This window comes from Sphingomonas sanxanigenens DSM 19645 = NX02 (genome assembly GCF_000512205.2).
In the GTDB taxonomy this organism is placed as follows: domain Bacteria; phylum Pseudomonadota; class Alphaproteobacteria; order Sphingomonadales; family Sphingomonadaceae; genus Sphingomonas_D; species Sphingomonas_D sanxanigenens.
Map to the genome: position 1 here is coordinate 4,401,876 of NZ_CP006644.1, position 16,962 is coordinate 4,418,837.

Here is a 16,962-nt window from a genome sequence, read left to right on the forward strand (position 1 = left end):
CGTCAAGATTAAACGTTTCATAATCCCGTAATCTGGAGAGGCTACCGGCATCGGCCAGCAACAGGGAGTGGGGAGAATGATGATTCGTAACCGATATCGCAGCGCGCCGATCATGGCGCTTCTGGCGGGCACCGCGCCGATCGTGGCGACGCCGGCCTTTGCCCAGCAGGCCGATCGACAGCCGGAGGCCGGCGCACCGGACGACATCGTCGTCACCGCCGAGCGCATCGGCGTCGGGCGCAGCCGCGCCACCGCGATCCTCTCACGCGAGGACATCGAGGAACGGCCGCTGGGGGCGGACATCACCCAGAGCCTTGCCAAGGTGCCGGGCGTGCAGGTCTCCACCGGCGACGCCCGCGGCGGCAGCTTCTCGTTCGAGCTCTATCTGCGCGGCCTCAACAAGGAGCAGATCGGCCTCACCGTCGATGGCGTGCCCACCGGCGATGCGCGCTTCAACGGCGGATCGCCGCCGCAGCGCTTCATCGAACCGAGCAATATCGGCCGCATCACCGTGTCGCAGAGCGCGGGCGATATCGGCGCGCCGTCGCGCTTCGCGCTGGGCGGCTTCATCGATTTCCAGACCGACGATCCGCTGCCGCAGGCCGGCGGCCGGGTGGAGGCGGGCTATGGCTCCTATGACTTCCACCGCACCTATTTCCGCGTCGACAGCGGGGAGATCGCCAAGGGGCTGACCGGCTATGTCAGCTTTTCCAACCAGGCCAACGACGTGTGGGCGGGGCGCGACAGCCGATCCTCCTATCGCGACCATGCCGAGGCGAAGCTGGTCAAGACGTGGGACGACGGATCCTTCGTGAAGGCGCGGGTGAGCTACAACAACCAGCGCGACAATGATTTCAACATCATCACATTGGGCGAATTCCGCGCCGATCCGCGCAACGACCGCGCGCGCGACGAAATCACCGGCATCCCCGCGCAGGATGTGGATTATGGCGGCGCGCTGGGCGGCACGCGCGAGGATCTGCTCGCCTATGTCAATGCGCGGGTGAACCTCACCGACCGGCTCTCGCTGTCGGTGAACCCCTATTATCAGGAGTTGAAGGGCGAATCCTATCGCTACCAGGATCGCGCCCGGCGGCTCGCCGGCACCGATCCCTATGCGGTGACCGGGTACAACGCCAATGGCGGCGCGATCCGCCCGGCGCTGACCACCTTGCGCAACAGCAACGCGGTGGGCGGCCCCGCCGACATGCGGATCACCCCGCGCAACCGCGAGCGTTACGGCGCGAGCGCCGAACTGCGCGCGACCGACCTGATCGCCGGCCACAGCCTGCGCGTCGGCGGCTGGTGGGAAGGCGGCGATTCGGATGAGGAGCGCCGCTTCTACCGCGTGCTCGATCCGACCAGCGGCATCGCCTATGACCGGTCGAAGCTCAACTATGTCGAATATAGCCGCTCGGCGACGATCGAGACCGCGATGCTCTACGCGCAGGATCAGGTGGAGATCATCCCCGACCTGCTGCGGATCGACGCCGGCATCACCTGGTTCGACATCCGCTACAAGGCGCGCTCGCCGCTGGAATATGCCGCGACCGTGAGCTTCTCCCAGGATTCGGGGATCAATCCCAAGGTCGGCGTCAGCCTGAAGCCGATGCGCGGGGTGGAACTGTTCGGCGGCTATGCGCAGAACTTCGCCGGCATCCCCGAAGACGCCTTCCTCGGCTCCACCGCGGTGATCGCGCCGGGCGACCTCGACCCGATCGAGACCGAGAATTGGGATCTCGGCATCCGCTATTCGACGCGGCATTTCGCCGCCTCGATCCAGGGCTATTCGGTCAGGCTGAAGAACAATATCGGCATCGTGCCGCGCGACCCGACCGTGGTCGACCCCGACGAGATCGTCCGCGGCAATGTCGCCACCCGCGCCGCCAACATCCGCGGCACCCGCACCCGCGGCGTCGAGGTGACGGTGCTGGGCGATGTCGGCCCGTTCGACGCCTATCTCGCCTATTCCTATGCCGACGCGAAGCATGACGACCCTGCGGTCGGCAGCGCCGAGCGCGCGCAACTCGCGGCGGTTGGCGTGATCGGCGGCGCCCGCGTGCGCGACATTCCCAAGCACAGCCTGTTCGGCCAGATCGGCGTGGCGCCGTTCGAGGGGGCCAAACTCAGCGTTACCGGCCGCTATGTCGGCACGCGCGTCGGCGGCCATATCGTCGCGCCGACAACCTTCGCCGAAGTGGGGGTGGAGCAACTGCCCGACTATGCCGTGTTCGGCGCGGTCGCGCGCTACAAGGTGCCTGGCTTCGGGCCGTTCAGCGGGCTGATGCTGCAGGCGAACGTCGATAACATCTTCGACGAGGACTATATCGGCGCGGTCTCAAGCTCGACCGCGACGCAGCCCGAGTTCGGGCTGCCGGGCCGGACGCTGGACCGCTATTTCATCGGCGCGCCGCGGACGTGGACGGTGTCGGCAAGGGCATCGTTCTGACTATTTGACGGTGAGATTTTAGCCCCTCCCCTTTAGGGCTATCAGATTCACACATCTTCGATGGATTGAGCGGGGCTGCCGCTGCGCTCCCTCGCCCCTACGGGGAGAGGGAGAGGGACAGGGAGAGGGGGAAAGTCGCGCTGAGCGTAACGGTTTTGAGGGTTCGGCATTGCGGCTCCGCCGACTTTTCAGTGCGAACGTGTAAGACCTGTACGCTTGCCGCGACTGCCCCTCTCCCTGGTCCGCTACGCGGACCTTTCCCTCTCCCCGTAGGGGCGAGGGCAAGACGCGGTCGCAACGAGACGTGCGAATGCCATATCCTCTTCAGGGGAGGGGTCGGGGTGGGGGCGAGCGAAGCGAGCTTCCGGCAACGCCGGAAAATTGCGCCAACGGGGGCATTGAGCCCCCGTCGTCGCTCCCCACCCCCTTCCCTCCCCTAAAGGAGAGGGGCTGGATTCAACGCCCGGCCACCTCGAACATCAGCAGCGTCGTCGGCTCGCCTTCCACGAAATTATTGTCCGCCATCAGCACCAGCCGCCCCTTCGGCGCCCAGGCCATCGCTTCGAGGTTCCCCGGCGTGCCCCCCGGCACGCTGTCGAAATCGACCAGCAGCGTCTTCGCAACCTCGCCCGATCCGGCGGTGTCGATCAGATAGAGCCGGCAGCGGAACCGCCATTTGCCGTCCGCCTGCTCCGCCCCCGCGCGCTCCAGCACCAGCAGCCGGTCCTCGCCGAACGGCAGGATCTCGGAGACGCCGATGTCCGATCGGCGGCCGCTGCCCGCCGCCGGATCGGGGTCGGTGCGATAGGTGATCTGGCGGGTCGTGCCGTCGCGGGCGCGGCGGGTGAAGCGCAGCAGCGCCCCCTTGTCCACGGTCGCCGCCGGACCATCCTCGTAGAGCGGGCCTTCCATCGCGATCCACAGCGCGCCGGACGGGGTGACGGCGAGCCCCTCCACCGTCTGGTTCCTGCGCGCGCCGTGGCGCCGCTCCGGATCGAAGCGGAGCGCCTCCGGCAGCGGGATGCGCGCGCGTTCGCGGCCGTCGCGGCCCATGCGGCGCACCGCAGGGTCGGTGCCATTGTCCGGATCGCCCTCGCTCGACCAGACCAGCGTGCGCCCCCACACCCGGATCGCTTCCGCATCCACCTTCTCGCCGGTGCGGCCGTCCGCGACGAACGGCACCCCCGCCGCATCGCGCAACGCCACGCTGCCGCGCACGTCGAGCTGCGGCTGGCCGCGGCGGACGCGGAAGCGCGCCGTGTAGATGCGCGCGGGCGCGCGTTCGGAGCGGTCGTCGCTGATCAGATACCAGCGCCCGCGCGCGTCGCGATCGACGCCCGAGATACCGCCGAAATGCTTCGCCAGCACAGGGTCGCGCGGCAGCACCGTGTTGCGGCCGGCGAAGCGCAGCGTCAGATCGGCGCTGGCCGGCGCTGCCGTCAGCAGCAGCACCAGCGCGAGGGCGCCGGCGCGCTTCACCGGGCGCGGGCCAGCAGGCGATCGAGGAAAATCCGCTCCACAGCCCCCGGCGCCACCGCGCTGCACACGCGCTGGGCGGGGAAGCCGTCCCACGCACCCGGCGGAAAGCTCTGGTCGCGCGGGCGCTGGATCGTCTGGCCGCGCGCGATGCCTTCGGTGGCGACGCGGATCGGGCCGGAGACCGTCTCGAACAGGTCCGGGTCGCTCAGCCGCAGCACCGCGGCGGCATCGTGCATCGCGCAGCCGTCGAACCCGTCATGGCGGCGATACATGTCGGCATAGCCGCGCGAGATCGCGTGGAGGAACGCGCCGGCATCGCCGCCTTGCGCCGCAAGCCGCGCCGCGCTGGCATCGTGCAGCACGCATTGCATCGTCACGTCGAGCCCCACCGCGGTGACGGGCCAGCCGGCGGTGAACACAAGGTCCGCCGCCTCGGGATCATTGGCGATATTGGCCTCGGCGACGGGAGAGACGTTGCCGCGCCGCGGGCCATGGCCGAACGCGCCGCCCATCAGCACCACTTCGGCGACCAGGTCGGGCAGGTCGGGCGCGCGCTGCAGCGCAAGCGCGAGGTTGGTGAGCGGCGCCACCGCGACGAGGCTGATCTCACCGGGATGCGCGCGCGCCATGCGGATGATGAAGTCCGCAGCATCCTCGCCATCGGGCGCGGGCGCGGCAAAGCCGGCCAGGTCGACATCGCCGAGGCCGTTCTCGCCATGGACATGCGCGGGCGAGGGCCGGCGCGGGCTGGCGATCGGCGCCTCCGCCCCACGCCGCACCGGTGCCGCGATGCCGAAGCGGTCGCAAAGATAGTGTGCGTTGCGCGTCGTGATATCGACATCGGCATTGCCGAACACGGTGGTGATGCCGGCCAGGTCGAGCGTCGGGCTGGCATCGATCAGCAGCAGCGCCATCGCATCGTCGATGCCCGGATCGGTATCGAAGATCAGCTTCGTCATCACGCCGCCCCCGCGCCATAGACCGCGCGGCACACCGCCTCGCATTTGGCGAGATCGAGCCAGCCATCGGTGCGGATGCGCGATTCCATGTCGATCCAGTAGAGCGCGCCCGCCGGCGCCGCGATCCTTGCCAGCACGTGCGCAACCGTATCGGGGCCGAGCCCGCCCGAATAGCCGCAGAACGGCCCCGCCGCCGCGAGCGCCGGCCACGCATCGGGCCGCACGCCGGTGCCGAACGACACGTCGAACAGCCAGTCGACGCCGGAGTCCGCCGGGAAGGCGCCGGTGCATTGCAGCACGGTGCGCACCCCGTGGCGGCGGCCGAAGCGCGCGGCGGCGGCGGTCTGCGCGGCATCGCTGCCGCCGAAGCCATGGTTCACCTGCACGCGCTGGACGCCCGCGGGCGCGCGATCCGCACCATCGGGATCGGCCACGATCGCGCGGGCATGCGCGCCGCAGACATGCGCCGCCCAGCGCAGCCCCTCCCCCGCCAGCAGCGCGCGGCGCGTCTCAGCATCGGGGAACAGCGCCTCGCCCGCGCGCGCCGGATCGACGAGCAGGCCCCATTCGATCGGATAGCGCGCCGACAGCGCCTGGAGGCCGGGCAGCAGAGCGGCGCGATCGACGCCGGTAAACGCGATGAAGGCGGGGGGCTGGATCATGCAGGGTCCGTCAGACGAGGGTGTGGAGGATGCCGACGATCGTCGCCGACAGGCAGGTGGTGAGGAAGGCGGCGGCGAGCGCGCGCAGGCCGAGCGAGACGATGTCCGCGCTGCGCTCCGGCGCCATCGCGGTCATCGCGCCGAGCAATATGGCGACGCTGCCGATATTGCCGAAGCTGCCCAGCGCATAGGTGAGCATCAGCACGCCCTTGGCGCTGACCGCATCGGCCGGCATCGCGACGAGCTTGCCATAGGCGATCACCTCGTTGAGCGCGACCTTGGTGCCGAGCAGTTGTGCGGCGGCGGGCACATCGCCCGCCGGAAAGCCCATCGCCCAGGCGACGGGGGTGAAGATCCAGCCGAGGATACGGCCGGTGGCGAGCGGCGCGCCGCCGACGACGATGTTGGCCAGCATCATGTCGATGAGCGCGACCGTGCCGATGAAGGCGATCAGCAGCGCGGCGATGTTCACCGCCATCTTCACCGCGCCCAGCGTGCCCTGCACCATCGCGTCGAGCCCGCTGCGATAGGGGCTGGTGAGCGCCACCGCCTCCGCCGCGCCGTCGCCGTCGCCGGGCGGTTCGGGCGGCACGATCGCCCGCGCCATCGCGATCGCCATCGGCGTGCTGATCAACGTCGCCGCCAATATATGGCCGAACGCGCCGGGCAGCCGCCGTTCCATCAGCAGGCCGAGCACGATCATCATCGATCCGCCGATCACCGAGAGCCCGTCGACCATCAGGATGAACAATTCGCCCCGGCTGAGCCGCGGCAGCAGCGGCCGGATCAGCAGCGGTGCCTCGATCATGCCCAGGAAGATGCAGGCGGAGGTGGAAACGCCGACCGCGCCGCTGACCCCGAACAGCCGGCTGAACAGCCAGGACGATCCGCGCACCAGCAGCCTCAGCGGCCCCCAGTGCCACAGCAAGGCGGAGAGCGCACCGACCAGCAGGATGGCGGGCAGCGCCTGCAGCCCGAAGACGAAGGTGGACGCGGCCGGGTTGGTCACCGCGAAGGGCGACGGACCACCGGCAAGATAGCCGAACACGAACTGCGCGCCGGTGGCCGCGGCGATCTGCAACGCCTCCACCCCACCCGCGAGCCAGCGAAAACCGCGCTCGACCGCCGGGATGCGCGTGAGCAGCGCCGCCAGCGCGATCTGCGCGAGCAGCCCGAAGCCGAGCAGCCGCCAGCCGAACGCCCGGCGGCACCCCGCGAGCGCCCAGGCCGCGAGCAGAAGCAGCGCCACGCCGACACCGGCCCGCAGAATCTCAGCCATGAAGCGCTTCCATTATGAAACGTTTCACTTTAATTGTCCCCGCTGTCAACCGCAGCGGGCTGCATCTTCTATTCTCGTCAGCAAGGCGAGCGTCTAATCCGGTGGGTGGCAGCGGAAGGAAGGCCGAGGGTGGAGCAGAAGAAGGCGACCAAACGTCCCACGCTGAAGGAATTGGCGAGCGAGGCCGGCGTCTCCGTCGCCAGCGCCTCCTATGCGCTCAACGGCACCGGATCGGTGGGCGAGAAGACGCGCGAGCATATCCTCGAGGTCGCGCGGCGCATCGGCTATCGCCAGAACGCGGCGGCGCGGGCGATGAAGATCGGCCGCTCGGGCACGATGGGGCTGGTGGTGCCCGATCTCACCAACCCCTTCTTCCCCAGCCTGGCCCAATCGGTGATCCAGACCGCACGTGCCCATGGCTATGGCGTGTTCGTGACCGACACCGAGGGCGACGAGGCGCTGGAGGGCGCGGCGCTGGCGATGCTCGCCGATCGCGGCGTCGACGGCGTGATCTGGTTCCCGGTGCGCGACCATGACAGTTCCGGCGGCGCGCTGGAGGGCATCCCGACGATCGTCATCGACCGCGCGCTCCCCGGCTTCGACGGCGTCGTCGCCGATTGCGCCGAGGGCGGCCGCCTCGCCGCGCGCCACCTGCTCGACGCCGGCCACCGGCGCATCGGCATCATCTCCGGGCCGGACGACATCCTCTCGATGCGCCAGCGCTGCGAGGCGGCGCGCGCGCTGGTGGCGGCGGAGGGCGAGCTTGCCTTCTTCGCGCACAACGCCTTCTCGATCGACCTCGAACCCGCCGTCGCCGCCGCGCTCGACACGCCCGGCCTCACCGCGGTGTTCGCGGGGGCGGACGTGATCGCGGTCGGCGTGCTGCGTCACCTCGCGGCGACCGGCCGCCGCGCGCCCGACGACCTCTCGGTGGTCGGTTTCGACGACATCCCCTGGTCCGAACTCACCACCCCGCCGCTGACCACGATCGACCTGCCGCTGCAGTCGATGGCGAACGAGGCGGTCGAGGCGCTGGTCCGCAAGATCGAACGCGGCACCGGCACCAGGCGCACGGTCACGGTCGATACCGGGCTCGTCAAGCGCGCGACGGTGCGGCGGATCTAGCGCGCGCCGGTCCACATTCGAATTGTCCCGCCCGGGACAGTCTTCGGCCGCTGTCCGTGCGATGCCTGGCGCACAACGAGACACCGGGAAAGGATCGAGACATGGCAACCGCGTTGAAGCCCGCGCGCGTGCGCGACACCGTATCGGCGGAGGAATGGGCGCTGCGCGTCGATCTTGCCGCGGCCTATCGGCTGGTCGCGCTCTACGGGTGGGACGATCTGATCTTCACCCACCTCTCCGCCCGCGTGCCGGGGCCGGAGCATCATTTCCTGATCAATCCCTACAACATGATGTTCGAGGAGATCACCGCATCCTCGCTGGTGAAGATCGACATCGAGGGCAACACGGTGATGGACACGCCCGCGCCGGTCAATCGCGCCGGCTTCGTGATCCATTCGGCGATCCACGCCGCGCGCGCGGATGCGACCGCGGTGCTCCACCTCCACACGCCGCACGGCCAGGCGGTGTCGGCGATGGCGGTCGGCCTGCTGCCCCACACCCAGACCGCGATGATCGCGGTCCACGACGTCGCCTATCACGACTTCGAGGGCATCGCGACCGAACTGGACGAGCGCGAACGGCTGGTCGCGGACCTGGGTGACCGCCACACGATGATCCTGCGCAACCATGGGACGCTGACGGTCGGCGCCACCGTCGCCCAGGCCTTCCTGCGCATGTATTTCCTCGAACGCGCGTGCGAGGCGCAGGTGATGATGCTGACGGTGGGCCGCGACGGGCTCAACACCCCCAACCAGGGCGTCGCCGAAAAGGTCGAGGCGCAGACCTCGGGCGCGGCGATGACGGTGGTGCCGGACCGGCTGGCCTGGCCGGCGCTGCTGCGCAAGCTCGACCGGATCGATCCGGGGTTTCGGGATTGAGGACCAGGGGGCTGAAGGCTGTGGTTCGCTTCCCCGCCGCGCGCCTCGCCTGACCGGGGCTTACTTCGCCCCCTCGTCCGCATCGACCACCGTCAGTTCCTGCCCGGACGAGGCGGCGGCGAGGCTGTCCGGCGTGACGATGGCGATCACGCCGGGCTGAAGGATGGCGCGCAGCGACGTCTGGAACAGGTCGGGCAGGCGCAGCCGTGCGCGCTCGCTGCTGCTGACGGCACGGCCTGCGCCGCCGCCGCCGCCGCTCCCCAGATCCAGCCAGCGAAACTCGCCGTCTTCGATTCCGGCCAGCGCATAGACGCCGAGCCCCGTCACCGCGCCGGCGATCTCCACCGGGGCGGTGCCGATGCGCACGCCGTTGCGCAGCACGATGATGCGGCGATCGGCGGCGCTGACCACGATCGAGACCGGCCCCGTGGGCGCGGCGGCGGGCACCCATTCGGTGGCATCATCGGGTGCGGGGGCGGCGTTCGCGCGCCGGCCCGCGTCGAGGAAGTCCGGCGTCGGCGCGATGCGCGGCACCGCCTCCTCGCCGCTGACCAGCACGGTCATGCCCAGCCGCGTCACGCCATAGAGGATGCGCGCGAACGCGATCGGCAGCCGCACGCAGCCGTGCGAGGCGGGATAGCCCGGCAGGTTGCCGGCGTGCAGCGCGATCCCGTCCCACGTCAGCCGCTGCATGAACGGCATCGGTGCGCTGTCGTAGAGGTTGGACGCGTGATCGACATCCTTCTGCAGGATCGTGAACACGCCGGTCGGCGTCTCATGCCCGGCCTTGCCGGTCGACACCGTCGAGACGCCGATCGGAATGCCGTTGCGATAGACGATCGCGCGCTGCGCGCGGATGCTCACCACCAGCAGGATCGGCCCGTCGGGCGCCAATTCGGGCAGCCAGACATAGTCCCCGGCGCGCATGTCGCGGATACGATCGGCGAAGCCGCCTTCGGTCGCGGCCGGCGCCGATTCCTGCGCCATGGTTCGTCCGCCCAGCAGCAGAACGGCGCCGAGCAAACCGGTTCCCGCCAGCAGCGCGCGCCGCGTGCCTTCCGCATCTTCCGTCGATCCGAGCATAGCATCTCCATGATCCCTGCGCGCCTCAGCGGCGTGCGGCGGCGTTGCGCGAGCGCGTTGGTATCGAACATGCCGGGTCTCCGCCATCGCCCGTGCCGCGGCACCGCGAGAATCCGTATGTTTACGTATCGGCCGCCAGCGATGCCCGCGGCTATCATCAACTGGGGAAAAGCGCGCTGACCAGAAAGCGCCCTGGCCAGGAGGCACGACCGGTGACGATCGACGAGGAGACGCCGGCGAGCCCCGATCCGCTGGACGGCATCGCCCAAACGCTGGATCGCACGGCAGCGGCGACGATCGCGCAGATGACCAACGGGCTCTCGCCCGCCACCATGCTGCTCGCCGCCACCGACTGGGCGGCGCATCTCGCGCGCTCGCCCGGCAAGCAGATGCTGCTCGGCGCCAAGCTGGCGCGCAAATATCTGCGTCTGTTCGATTATGCCGCGCGCAGCGCCCACGATCCAGCGGCAGCACCGGCGATCGAACCGCTGCCGCAGGACCGGCGCTTCGCCGATCCGGCCTGGGCGCAGCCGCCGTTCAACCTCATCGCGCAGGGCTTCCTGCTCAACCAGCAATGGTGGCACGCCGCCACCACCGGCATCGGCGGCGTTTCGAGGCATCATGAAGACATCATGGCCTTCGCGACGCGGCAGCTGCTGGACATGTTCGCCCCCACCAATTTCCTCGCCACCAACCCGGTGCTCCAGCGCCGCATCGCGGAGACCGGCGGCAGATGCCTGGCGGACGGCTTTGCGCATCTGGTGGAGGATGCCCAGCGCATCATCCGCGGCGCGCCGCCGGTGGGCGCGGAAGCGTTCAAGGTCGGCGAGACGGTGGCGACCGCACCCGGCAAGGTGGTCTGGCGCAACCGGCTGGCCGAACTGATCCAATATGCGCCGACGACAGCGACGGTCCGGCCCGAACCGGTGCTGATCGTGCCGGCCTGGATCATGAAATATTACATCCTCGACCTGTCGCCGGAGAATTCGCTGGTCCGCTGGCTGACCGGCCAGGGCTATACCGTGTTCATGCTTTCCTGGCACAACCCGGCCAGCGCGGACCGGGACCTCGACCTTGACGATTATCGCCGGATGGGGCCGATGGCGGCGCTCGATGCGATCGTGGCGATCACCGGCAGCGCGACAATCCATGCCGCGGGCTATTGCCTGGGCGGCACCCTGCTGTCGATCGCCGCCGCGGCGATGGCGCGCGACGGCGACGATCGCCTTGCCAGCCTGACATTGCTCGCCGCGCAGACCGAGTTCAGCGAGCCGGGCGAACTCGGCCTGTTCATCGACGAGGCGCAGCTCGACCTGCTGCGGGCGATGATGTGGAGCCGCGGCTATCTGGACAGCGGCGAGATGGGCGGCGCCTTCCAGATGCTGCGCTCCAACGACCTCGTCTGGTCGCGCGTGCTGCAGACCTATCTGATGGGCGAGCGCGAACCGATGATCGACCTGATGGCGTGGAACGCCGACGGCACGCGCATGCCCTATGCGATGCACAGCGACTATCTCACCCGGCTGTTCCTCGCCGACGATCTCGCCGAGGGGAGGCTGAAGGTGGAGGGCCGCAGCATCGCGCTGAGCGCGATCCGCGCGCCGATGTTCGTGGTGGGCTCCGAGCGCGACCATGTCGCACCGTGGCGCTCGGTCCACAAGATCCACCTGCTCACGGGCGCCGAGATCCGTTTCGTGCTCACCAGCGGCGGCCACAATGCCGGCATCGTTTCCGAGCCCGGCCGCAACGGCCGGCGCTATCGCGTGCTGACCCGGGAGGCGGACGGTGCCGCCTGCGACCCCGACGACTGGATGGCGCGCGCCGAACGCCAACAGGGCAGCTGGTGGCCCGAATGGGGCCGCTGGCTGGACGCCCGCTCGAGCGATCCGGTGCCGCCGCCGCCGCTCGGTGCGCCCGACGAAGGCTATCCCGCGCTCGGCGACGCCCCCGGTCGCTACGTTCTGGAGCAATAGACCATGATCGCCCCCGAGATGATCGAGAACCGGATCTTCGACGAGATCGCGCTCGGCGACAGCGCCAGCGTGACGCGCACCCTGTCGATGAAGGACATCCAGCTCTTCGCGCTGGTTTCGGGGGACGTGAACCCCGCGCATCTCGATGCCGGTTATGCGCAAGGCGACATGTTCCGCCGCGTCATCGCGCACGGCATGTGGGGCGGCGGGCTGATTTCCGCGGTGCTCGGCACCGAATTGCCCGGCCCCGGCACCATCTATCTCGGCCAGTCGCTGCGCTTCCTGCGCCCCGTCGGCATCGGCGATGCGATCACCGCGACGGTCACCGTCACCGAGAAGCGCGAGCATGGCCATGTGCTGCTGCTCGATTGCCGCTGCACCAATCAGAAGGGTGAGGATGTGATCGACGGGGTGGCCGAGGTGAAGGCGCCCACCGAGCGCGTCAGCCGGCCGCGCGTGGCGCTGCCCGACATCCGTCTTTCCGACCATGACGGCTATCGCCGGCTGCTGGAGGCCGCATCGGGCGCGCCGTTGACGACCGCGGTCGCCCACCCCTGCTCCGCCGCCGCGCTCGCCGCCGCGGTGGAAGCGGCCGAGGCCGGGCTGATCGTGCCGATCCTCATCGGCCCCGAGGCGCGCATCCGCGCCGCCGCGCAGGAGGCGGGCAAGGACATCTCGGCGCTTCGCATCCTCCCCGCCGCGCACAGCCACGATGCCGCCGCCAGGGCGGTGGAACTGGTGCGATCGGGCGAGGCGGAGCTGCTGATGAAGGGATCGCTGCACACCGACGAACTGATGGCCGCGGTCGTCGCCCGCGCGACCGGGTTGCGCACCGAACGGCGGATCAGCCACGCCTATGTGATGGACGTACCCGGCCATCCCGATCCGCTGATCATCACCGACGCGGCGATCAACATCGCACCGACATTGGAGGAAAAGGCGGACATCATCCGCAACGCGATCGACCTCGCGCATGTCATCGGCATCGCCCGGCCCAAGGTCGCGATCCTCTCCGCGGTCGAAACCGTGAACCCCGCCATCCCCAGCACGCTCGATGCCGCGGCGCTGTGCAAGATGGCGGAGCGCGGCCAGATCGGCGGCGCGCTGCTCGACGGCCCCCTGGCCTTCGACAATGCGATCAGCGAGGCGGCGGCCCGCGAGAAGGGCATCGTCTCGCCGGTCGCGGGCAAGGCCGAGATCCTCGTCGTGCCCGATCTCGAAGCGGGCAACATGCTCGCCAAGCAGCTCACATTCCTCGGCGGGGCCGATGCCGCCGGCGTGGTGCTGGGCGCGCGCGTGCCGATCATCCTCACCAGCCGGGCGGACAGCCTGCGCACCCGCCTCGCCTCCTGCGCGGTGGCGGTGCTGCTGGCGCGCGCCGCGACCAAGGCGGCGCCCGGGGTGCCGGCATGAAAGCGCCAAAATGAGAGCGGTCGTCAGCCTCAATTCGGGCTCGTCGAGCATCAAGTTCGCGCTGTTCACATTGGACGAGGAGGGCGCGCCCGGACTTTCGGCAGGCGGCAAAATCGAGAAGATCGGCATCGCCCCCGCGCTCGCCATCCACGATGCGAGCGGCAATATCGTGCACACGCGCGCTTGGGACGATCCCGCCCTCACCCATGGCGACCTCCTCGCCTGGCTGTTCGACTGGGCGGCCGGGCATCTCGAGGGGCGCGAGCTGATCGCGATCGGCCACCGCGTCGTCCATGGCGGCATGGACTTCGCGCACCCCTGCCGCGTCACGCCGGAGGTGCTGGAAGCGCTGGAGGCGCTCTGCCCGCTCGCGCCGTTGCACCAGCCGCACAACCTCGCGGCGATCCGGGCGATCATCCGGATCGCGCCCGATCTGCCGCAGATCGCCTGCTTCGACACCGCCTTCCACCATGACCGGCCGGCGATCGCGACGCGCTTCGCCCTGCCCCGCGCGCTGCACGACCAGGGCATCCGCCGCTACGGCTTCCACGGCCTCTCCTACGACTATATCGCGCGCACCCTGGCCGAACGCGATCCCGATCTCGCCGCCGGCCGGGTGATCGCCGCGCATCTCGGCAACGGCGCCTCGCTGTGTGCGATGGCGGGCGGGCGCAGCGTCGATACGACGATGGGCTTCACCGCGCTCGACGGTCTGGTGATGGGCACGCGCTGCGGCACGCTGGATGCCGGCGTCGTCCTCCACCTCCAGCGCCGGATGGGCATGACCGCGCAAGAGGTGGAGGCGATGCTCTACAACCGATCCGGCCTGCTCGGCGTCTCCGGCCTCTCCAGCGACATGCGCACGCTCTCCGCCAGCGCCGCGCCCGAGGCGGAAGAAGCGATCGACCTCTTCGCATGGCGTGCCGCACGCGAGGCCGGGGCGCTGGCCGCGTCGTTGGGGGGCGTCGACGGCTTCGTCTTCACCGCGGGCATCGGCGAGAACCATAGCGATGTCCGCGCGCGCATCTGCCGGCGTCTGGGCTGGCTGGGCATCGCGCTCGACGCGGAGGCCAATGCGGGGCACAAGCCGGTGATCAGCCTGCCCGGAAGCGCCGTCACGGTGCGAATCATCCCAACCGACGAGGAACGCATGATCGCCCTCCACACGCTCGCGCTGCTTTCGGCCACCAGGGCATGAATCCGCTCGTCGACCTGCGCGGCAAGCGCGGACTGGTGATCGGGATCGCCAACGAGCACAGCATCGCCGCCGGATGCGCGCAGGCCTTCGCGCAATGCGGCGCGCGGCTGGCGGCGACCTATCTCAACGAGAAGGCGCGCGGCTGGGTGATGCCGGTCGCGGAACAACTCGGCGTGGAATGGACCGCTCCGTGCGACGTGCGCGAGCCCGGGCAGCTCGAGGCGCTGTTCGAGGCGGTGCGCGCGCGCTGGGGCGGGCTCGATTTCCTGCTGCACTCGATCGCCTTCGCGCCGAAGGAGGACCTGCATGGCCGGGTGGTGGACAGTTCGGCGGCCGGCTTCGGCCAGGCGATGGACGTGTCGTGCCACAGCTTCCTGCGCATGGCGAAGCTCGCCGAACCGCTGATGACCGAGGGTGGCTGCCTGCTGTGCGTGACCTTCTACGGTTCCGAGCGGGTCGTGGAGCATTACAACCTGATGGGCCCGGTCAAGGCGGCGCTGGAAAGTGCGACGCGCTATGTCGCCGCCGAACTGGGCGGCAAGGGCATCCGTGCCCACGCCATCTCCCCCGGCCCGATCGCGACCCGCGCCGCCAGCGGCATCGACCGCTTCGATGCGCTGCTCGAACGTGCCGCCGCGCAACTGCCGCAGGGCCAGCTCGTCGACGTCGGCGATGTCGGCGCGCTCGCCGCCTTCCTTGTCAGCGACGCTGCGAAGCGTATCACCGGCACCGTCATCCCCGTCGACAATGGCCAGCATCTTTTCGCATGATCGTCCGGTTTTCCGCCCTCGGCCTCCTGGTCGCCACCGCCCTGACCGCCGCACCCGCATGGGCACAGGCGGATGTCGAGATCCTGCTCAGCCGCGCCGACCGGCGCGATGCCGATGGCCATGTGCTGGTCGACGTCCGCCTGCTCAACGCCGGCAGCACACCGCAGACGATCGCCGTGCCCGCGCGGATGGAGGCGCAGCTGGTGGGCGCCGACGGCACCCGCACCGTGTGGATCGAGCGCGCGCCGCAGGCTTCGGCCTCGGTGACGATCCCGCCGCAGGGCTTCGTGCCGGTGCGCTACCGGCTCGCCGCGGATGCGGGCGCCGGCGGACGGCTCTCGGTGCCCGGCTGGGGCGGACAGGAGATCGCGCTCGGCACCGACGGCCCGCAGCCCGGCGCCCCCGAACCGCAGCGTGAAGCCGCTATGTCGCGCCCGCTGCCGACGCCGCCCGCCGCCGATCGCACGGTCGGCAACGCGTTCGTCGGCAATCTTTCGGCCTATGAGCCGATCTATGCCGTCTATGGCCCCGGCACCAACACCGAGGCGCGCATCCAGTTCAGCTTCAAATATCAGCTGTTCGGCAGCCGCGCGCGCGAGGACCGGCATGCATCGCTGCGCGACGGCCTCTATTTCGCCTATACGCAGCGGATGTTCTGGGATCTCGGCGCGGAGTCGCTGCCGTTCCGCAACGTCGATTACCAGCCGGAGATCTTCTACCTCTCGCCGCCGGTGGCCGGCCGCGACGTCGCGACGCTCAGCGCGCAGATCGGCGTGCGCCACGAATCCAACGGGCGGGACGGGCTCGACTCGCGCAGCGTCAACAGCGTCTACGTCGCGCCGATGGCCGCCTTCTCGCTGGGCGGCGACCGCCGGCTGACGATCGCGCCGCGCTTGTGGCTCTATGCCGGCAGCCTTTCCGACAATCCCGAGATCCGCCGCTACCGCGGCAACAGCAGCCTGTTCGTCGAGATCGGCGATGCCGACGGCGTGCGCCTTTCCACCACCAGCCGCCTCAACTTCGGCAGCGGCAAGGGCGCGATCGCGGCCGACATCTCCTATCCGCTCCGCCGCCTCGTCGGCGGCGGGCCGGATTTCTACCTCTTCGGCCAGACCTTCTTCGGCTATGGCGAAAATCTGCTCGACTATGATCGGCGAACGACGCGCGTTCGCATCGGCGTGGCGCTGGTGCGATGACGGCGCTCGCGCGCCGCTCATTCCGGCAACGGAAAGCCCGCCATGCGGCGCTTGCCGGCACCGCTCGCCAATTTCGCCAGCTCCAGCCAGACATTGACGAAGGTCTCGAAGGGCAGATTGCCCTCGCTGTGCAGCGCCTTGCCGACGCTTTCGCGCCACGCGTCCACCGCCGCTTCGGCCCGGTTCACCTGGAACAGGTGCAGCACCTCGGTCTCGTCGATGATATCCTGCCAGCAGCCGGTGCGCGGCTTCGACGGGAGCGCGTCGCCGGCGGTCTTGCCCAACGCGTCGCGCGCCTCGTCCGCCGCCTCCGTCACGCAGCGCCGGCCGATATCCGCCAGCTTCTGGCCGGTATCGCGCCAGCCATCGGCGAGTTGCAGGCCAAGCCGGACATTGGCCTGGGCGAGCGCAAGGACGGTGTCGAGCGGCTGGGGCATGATCGGGTTCCCTGACGGCGTGTGGCACAACTGGTGCAATCCTGGCGCGCCGCCCGCCGTG

The 16,962-nt window shown here is 69.7% G+C and carries 14 protein-coding genes; 8 read left to right on the plus strand and 6 right to left on the minus strand.

Going from position 1 to position 16,962, the window contains the following annotated elements; genetic code table 11:
• Positions 1-76: 76 nt before the first annotated feature.
• Positions 77-2,449, plus strand: a complete 2,373-nt coding sequence (locus NX02_RS19980; RefSeq protein ID WP_025293962.1) for a TonB-dependent receptor — start codon at positions 77-79, stop codon at positions 2,447-2,449.
• Positions 2,450-2,905: 456 nt separating this feature from the next.
• Here NX02_RS19980 and NX02_RS19985 read toward each other — a convergent pair whose 3' ends face one another.
• Genes NX02_RS19985 through NX02_RS20000 form a run of 4 tightly spaced genes read right to left on the minus strand, consistent with a single transcriptional unit; the run spans position 2,906 to position 6,828 of the window.
• Positions 2,906-3,928, minus strand: coding sequence for an esterase-like activity of phytase family protein (locus NX02_RS19985; RefSeq protein WP_025293963.1), 1,023 nt, complete (start codon positions 3,926-3,928; stop codon positions 2,906-2,908).
• The gene (locus NX02_RS19990; protein ID WP_025293964.1) at positions 3,925-4,887 is read right to left on the minus strand and encodes a nucleoside hydrolase; all 963 of its coding nucleotides are present in this window, start codon (positions 4,885-4,887) and stop codon (positions 3,925-3,927) included. Before NX02_RS19990 ends, NX02_RS19985 begins: the two co-directional genes overlap by 4 nt.
• Positions 4,887-5,549: a hypothetical protein gene (locus NX02_RS19995; RefSeq protein ID WP_039996708.1), complete on the minus strand. Its 663-nt coding sequence runs from the start codon at positions 5,547-5,549 to the stop codon at positions 4,887-4,889. Before NX02_RS19995 ends, NX02_RS19990 begins: the two co-directional genes overlap by 1 nt.
• A gap of 10 nt (positions 5,550-5,559) precedes the next feature.
• Entirely contained in the window at positions 5,560-6,828 is a 1,269-nt protein-coding gene (locus tag NX02_RS20000; RefSeq protein ID WP_025293966.1) for a NupC/NupG family nucleoside CNT transporter, read from the minus strand.
• 129 nt (positions 6,829-6,957) lie between these two features.
• On the opposite strand from NX02_RS20000, the gene NX02_RS20005 reads away from it, so the two are divergent.
• Together NX02_RS20005 and NX02_RS20010 are read left to right on the plus strand one after the other, a co-directional pair.
• Complete coding sequence (locus tag NX02_RS20005; RefSeq protein WP_025293967.1) at positions 6,958-7,953, plus strand: LacI family DNA-binding transcriptional regulator; 996 nt, start codon at positions 6,958-6,960, stop codon at positions 7,951-7,953.
• Between the two features lie 101 nt (positions 7,954-8,054).
• Positions 8,055-8,831: a class II aldolase/adducin family protein gene (locus tag NX02_RS20010; protein ID WP_025293968.1), complete on the plus strand. Its 777-nt coding sequence runs from the start codon at positions 8,055-8,057 to the stop codon at positions 8,829-8,831.
• A 60-nt stretch (positions 8,832-8,891) separates the two neighbouring features.
• Here the strand turns inward: NX02_RS20010 and NX02_RS20015 are convergent, their stop codons facing one another.
• The gene (locus tag NX02_RS20015) at positions 8,892-9,914 is read right to left on the minus strand and encodes a L,D-transpeptidase (protein WP_025293969.1); all 1,023 of its coding nucleotides are present in this window, start codon (positions 9,912-9,914) and stop codon (positions 8,892-8,894) included.
• Positions 9,915-10,126: 212 nt separating this feature from the next.
• Between NX02_RS20015 and NX02_RS20020 the strand changes: the two genes are divergently transcribed.
• From NX02_RS20020 to NX02_RS20040, 5 genes are read left to right on the plus strand one after another with little or no spacing between them, the layout of a single operon-like run.
• Positions 10,127-11,887 carry a PHA/PHB synthase family protein gene (locus tag NX02_RS20020; RefSeq protein ID WP_025293970.1) on the plus strand — a complete coding sequence of 587 codons (1,761 nt, stop codon included), beginning with the start codon at positions 10,127-10,129 and terminating at the stop codon, positions 11,885-11,887.
• Positions 11,888-11,890: 3 nt separating this feature from the next.
• Complete coding sequence (locus NX02_RS20025; RefSeq protein ID WP_025293971.1) at positions 11,891-13,300, plus strand: bifunctional enoyl-CoA hydratase/phosphate acetyltransferase; 1,410 nt, start codon at positions 11,891-11,893, stop codon at positions 13,298-13,300.
• A 10-nt stretch (positions 13,301-13,310) separates the two neighbouring features.
• Positions 13,311-14,498, plus strand: coding sequence for an acetate/propionate family kinase (locus tag NX02_RS20030; protein ID WP_025293972.1), 1,188 nt, complete (start codon positions 13,311-13,313; stop codon positions 14,496-14,498).
• Positions 14,495-15,268: an enoyl-ACP reductase FabI gene (gene fabI, locus NX02_RS20035; protein ID WP_025293973.1), complete on the plus strand. Its 774-nt coding sequence runs from the start codon at positions 14,495-14,497 to the stop codon at positions 15,266-15,268. Before NX02_RS20030 ends, fabI begins: the two co-directional genes overlap by 4 nt.
• Positions 15,265-16,464, plus strand: coding sequence for a phospholipase A (locus tag NX02_RS20040; protein WP_025293974.1), 1,200 nt, complete (start codon positions 15,265-15,267; stop codon positions 16,462-16,464). Before fabI ends, NX02_RS20040 begins: the two co-directional genes overlap by 4 nt.
• 17 nt (positions 16,465-16,481) lie before the next feature.
• Here NX02_RS20040 and NX02_RS20045 read toward each other — a convergent pair whose 3' ends face one another.
• Complete coding sequence (locus NX02_RS20045; protein ID WP_053000682.1) at positions 16,482-16,901, minus strand: hypothetical protein; 420 nt, start codon at positions 16,899-16,901, stop codon at positions 16,482-16,484.
• Positions 16,902-16,962 lie beyond the last annotated feature (61 nt).

Excerpts from the sequence above, each read along its gene's own strand:
- NX02_RS20040 (WP_025293974.1), top strand. The coding sequence starts at position 15,265 with ATGATCGTCCGGTTTTCCGCCCTCGGCCTCCTGGTCGCCACCGCCCTG.
- NX02_RS19995 (WP_039996708.1), bottom strand. The coding sequence starts at position 5,549 with ATGATCCAGCCCCCCGCCTTCATCGCGTTTACCGGCGTCGATCGCGCC.
- NX02_RS20030 (WP_025293972.1), top strand. The coding sequence starts at position 13,311 with ATGAGAGCGGTCGTCAGCCTCAATTCGGGCTCGTCGAGCATCAAGTTC.
- NX02_RS20025 (WP_025293971.1), top strand. The coding sequence starts at position 11,891 with ATGATCGCCCCCGAGATGATCGAGAACCGGATCTTCGACGAGATCGCG.
- NX02_RS19990 (WP_025293964.1), bottom strand. The coding sequence starts at position 4,887 with ATGACGAAGCTGATCTTCGATACCGATCCGGGCATCGACGATGCGATG.
- fabI (WP_025293973.1), top strand. The coding sequence starts at position 14,495 with ATGAATCCGCTCGTCGACCTGCGCGGCAAGCGCGGACTGGTGATCGGG.
- NX02_RS20000 (WP_025293966.1), bottom strand. The coding sequence starts at position 6,828 with ATGGCTGAGATTCTGCGGGCCGGTGTCGGCGTGGCGCTGCTTCTGCTC.
- NX02_RS19980 (WP_025293962.1), top strand. The coding sequence starts at position 77 with ATGATGATTCGTAACCGATATCGCAGCGCGCCGATCATGGCGCTTCTG.
- NX02_RS20010 (WP_025293968.1), top strand. The coding sequence starts at position 8,055 with ATGGCAACCGCGTTGAAGCCCGCGCGCGTGCGCGACACCGTATCGGCG.
- NX02_RS20045 (WP_053000682.1), bottom strand. The coding sequence starts at position 16,901 with ATGCCCCAGCCGCTCGACACCGTCCTTGCGCTCGCCCAGGCCAATGTC.
- NX02_RS20015 (WP_025293969.1), bottom strand. The coding sequence starts at position 9,914 with ATGCTCGGATCGACGGAAGATGCGGAAGGCACGCGGCGCGCGCTGCTG.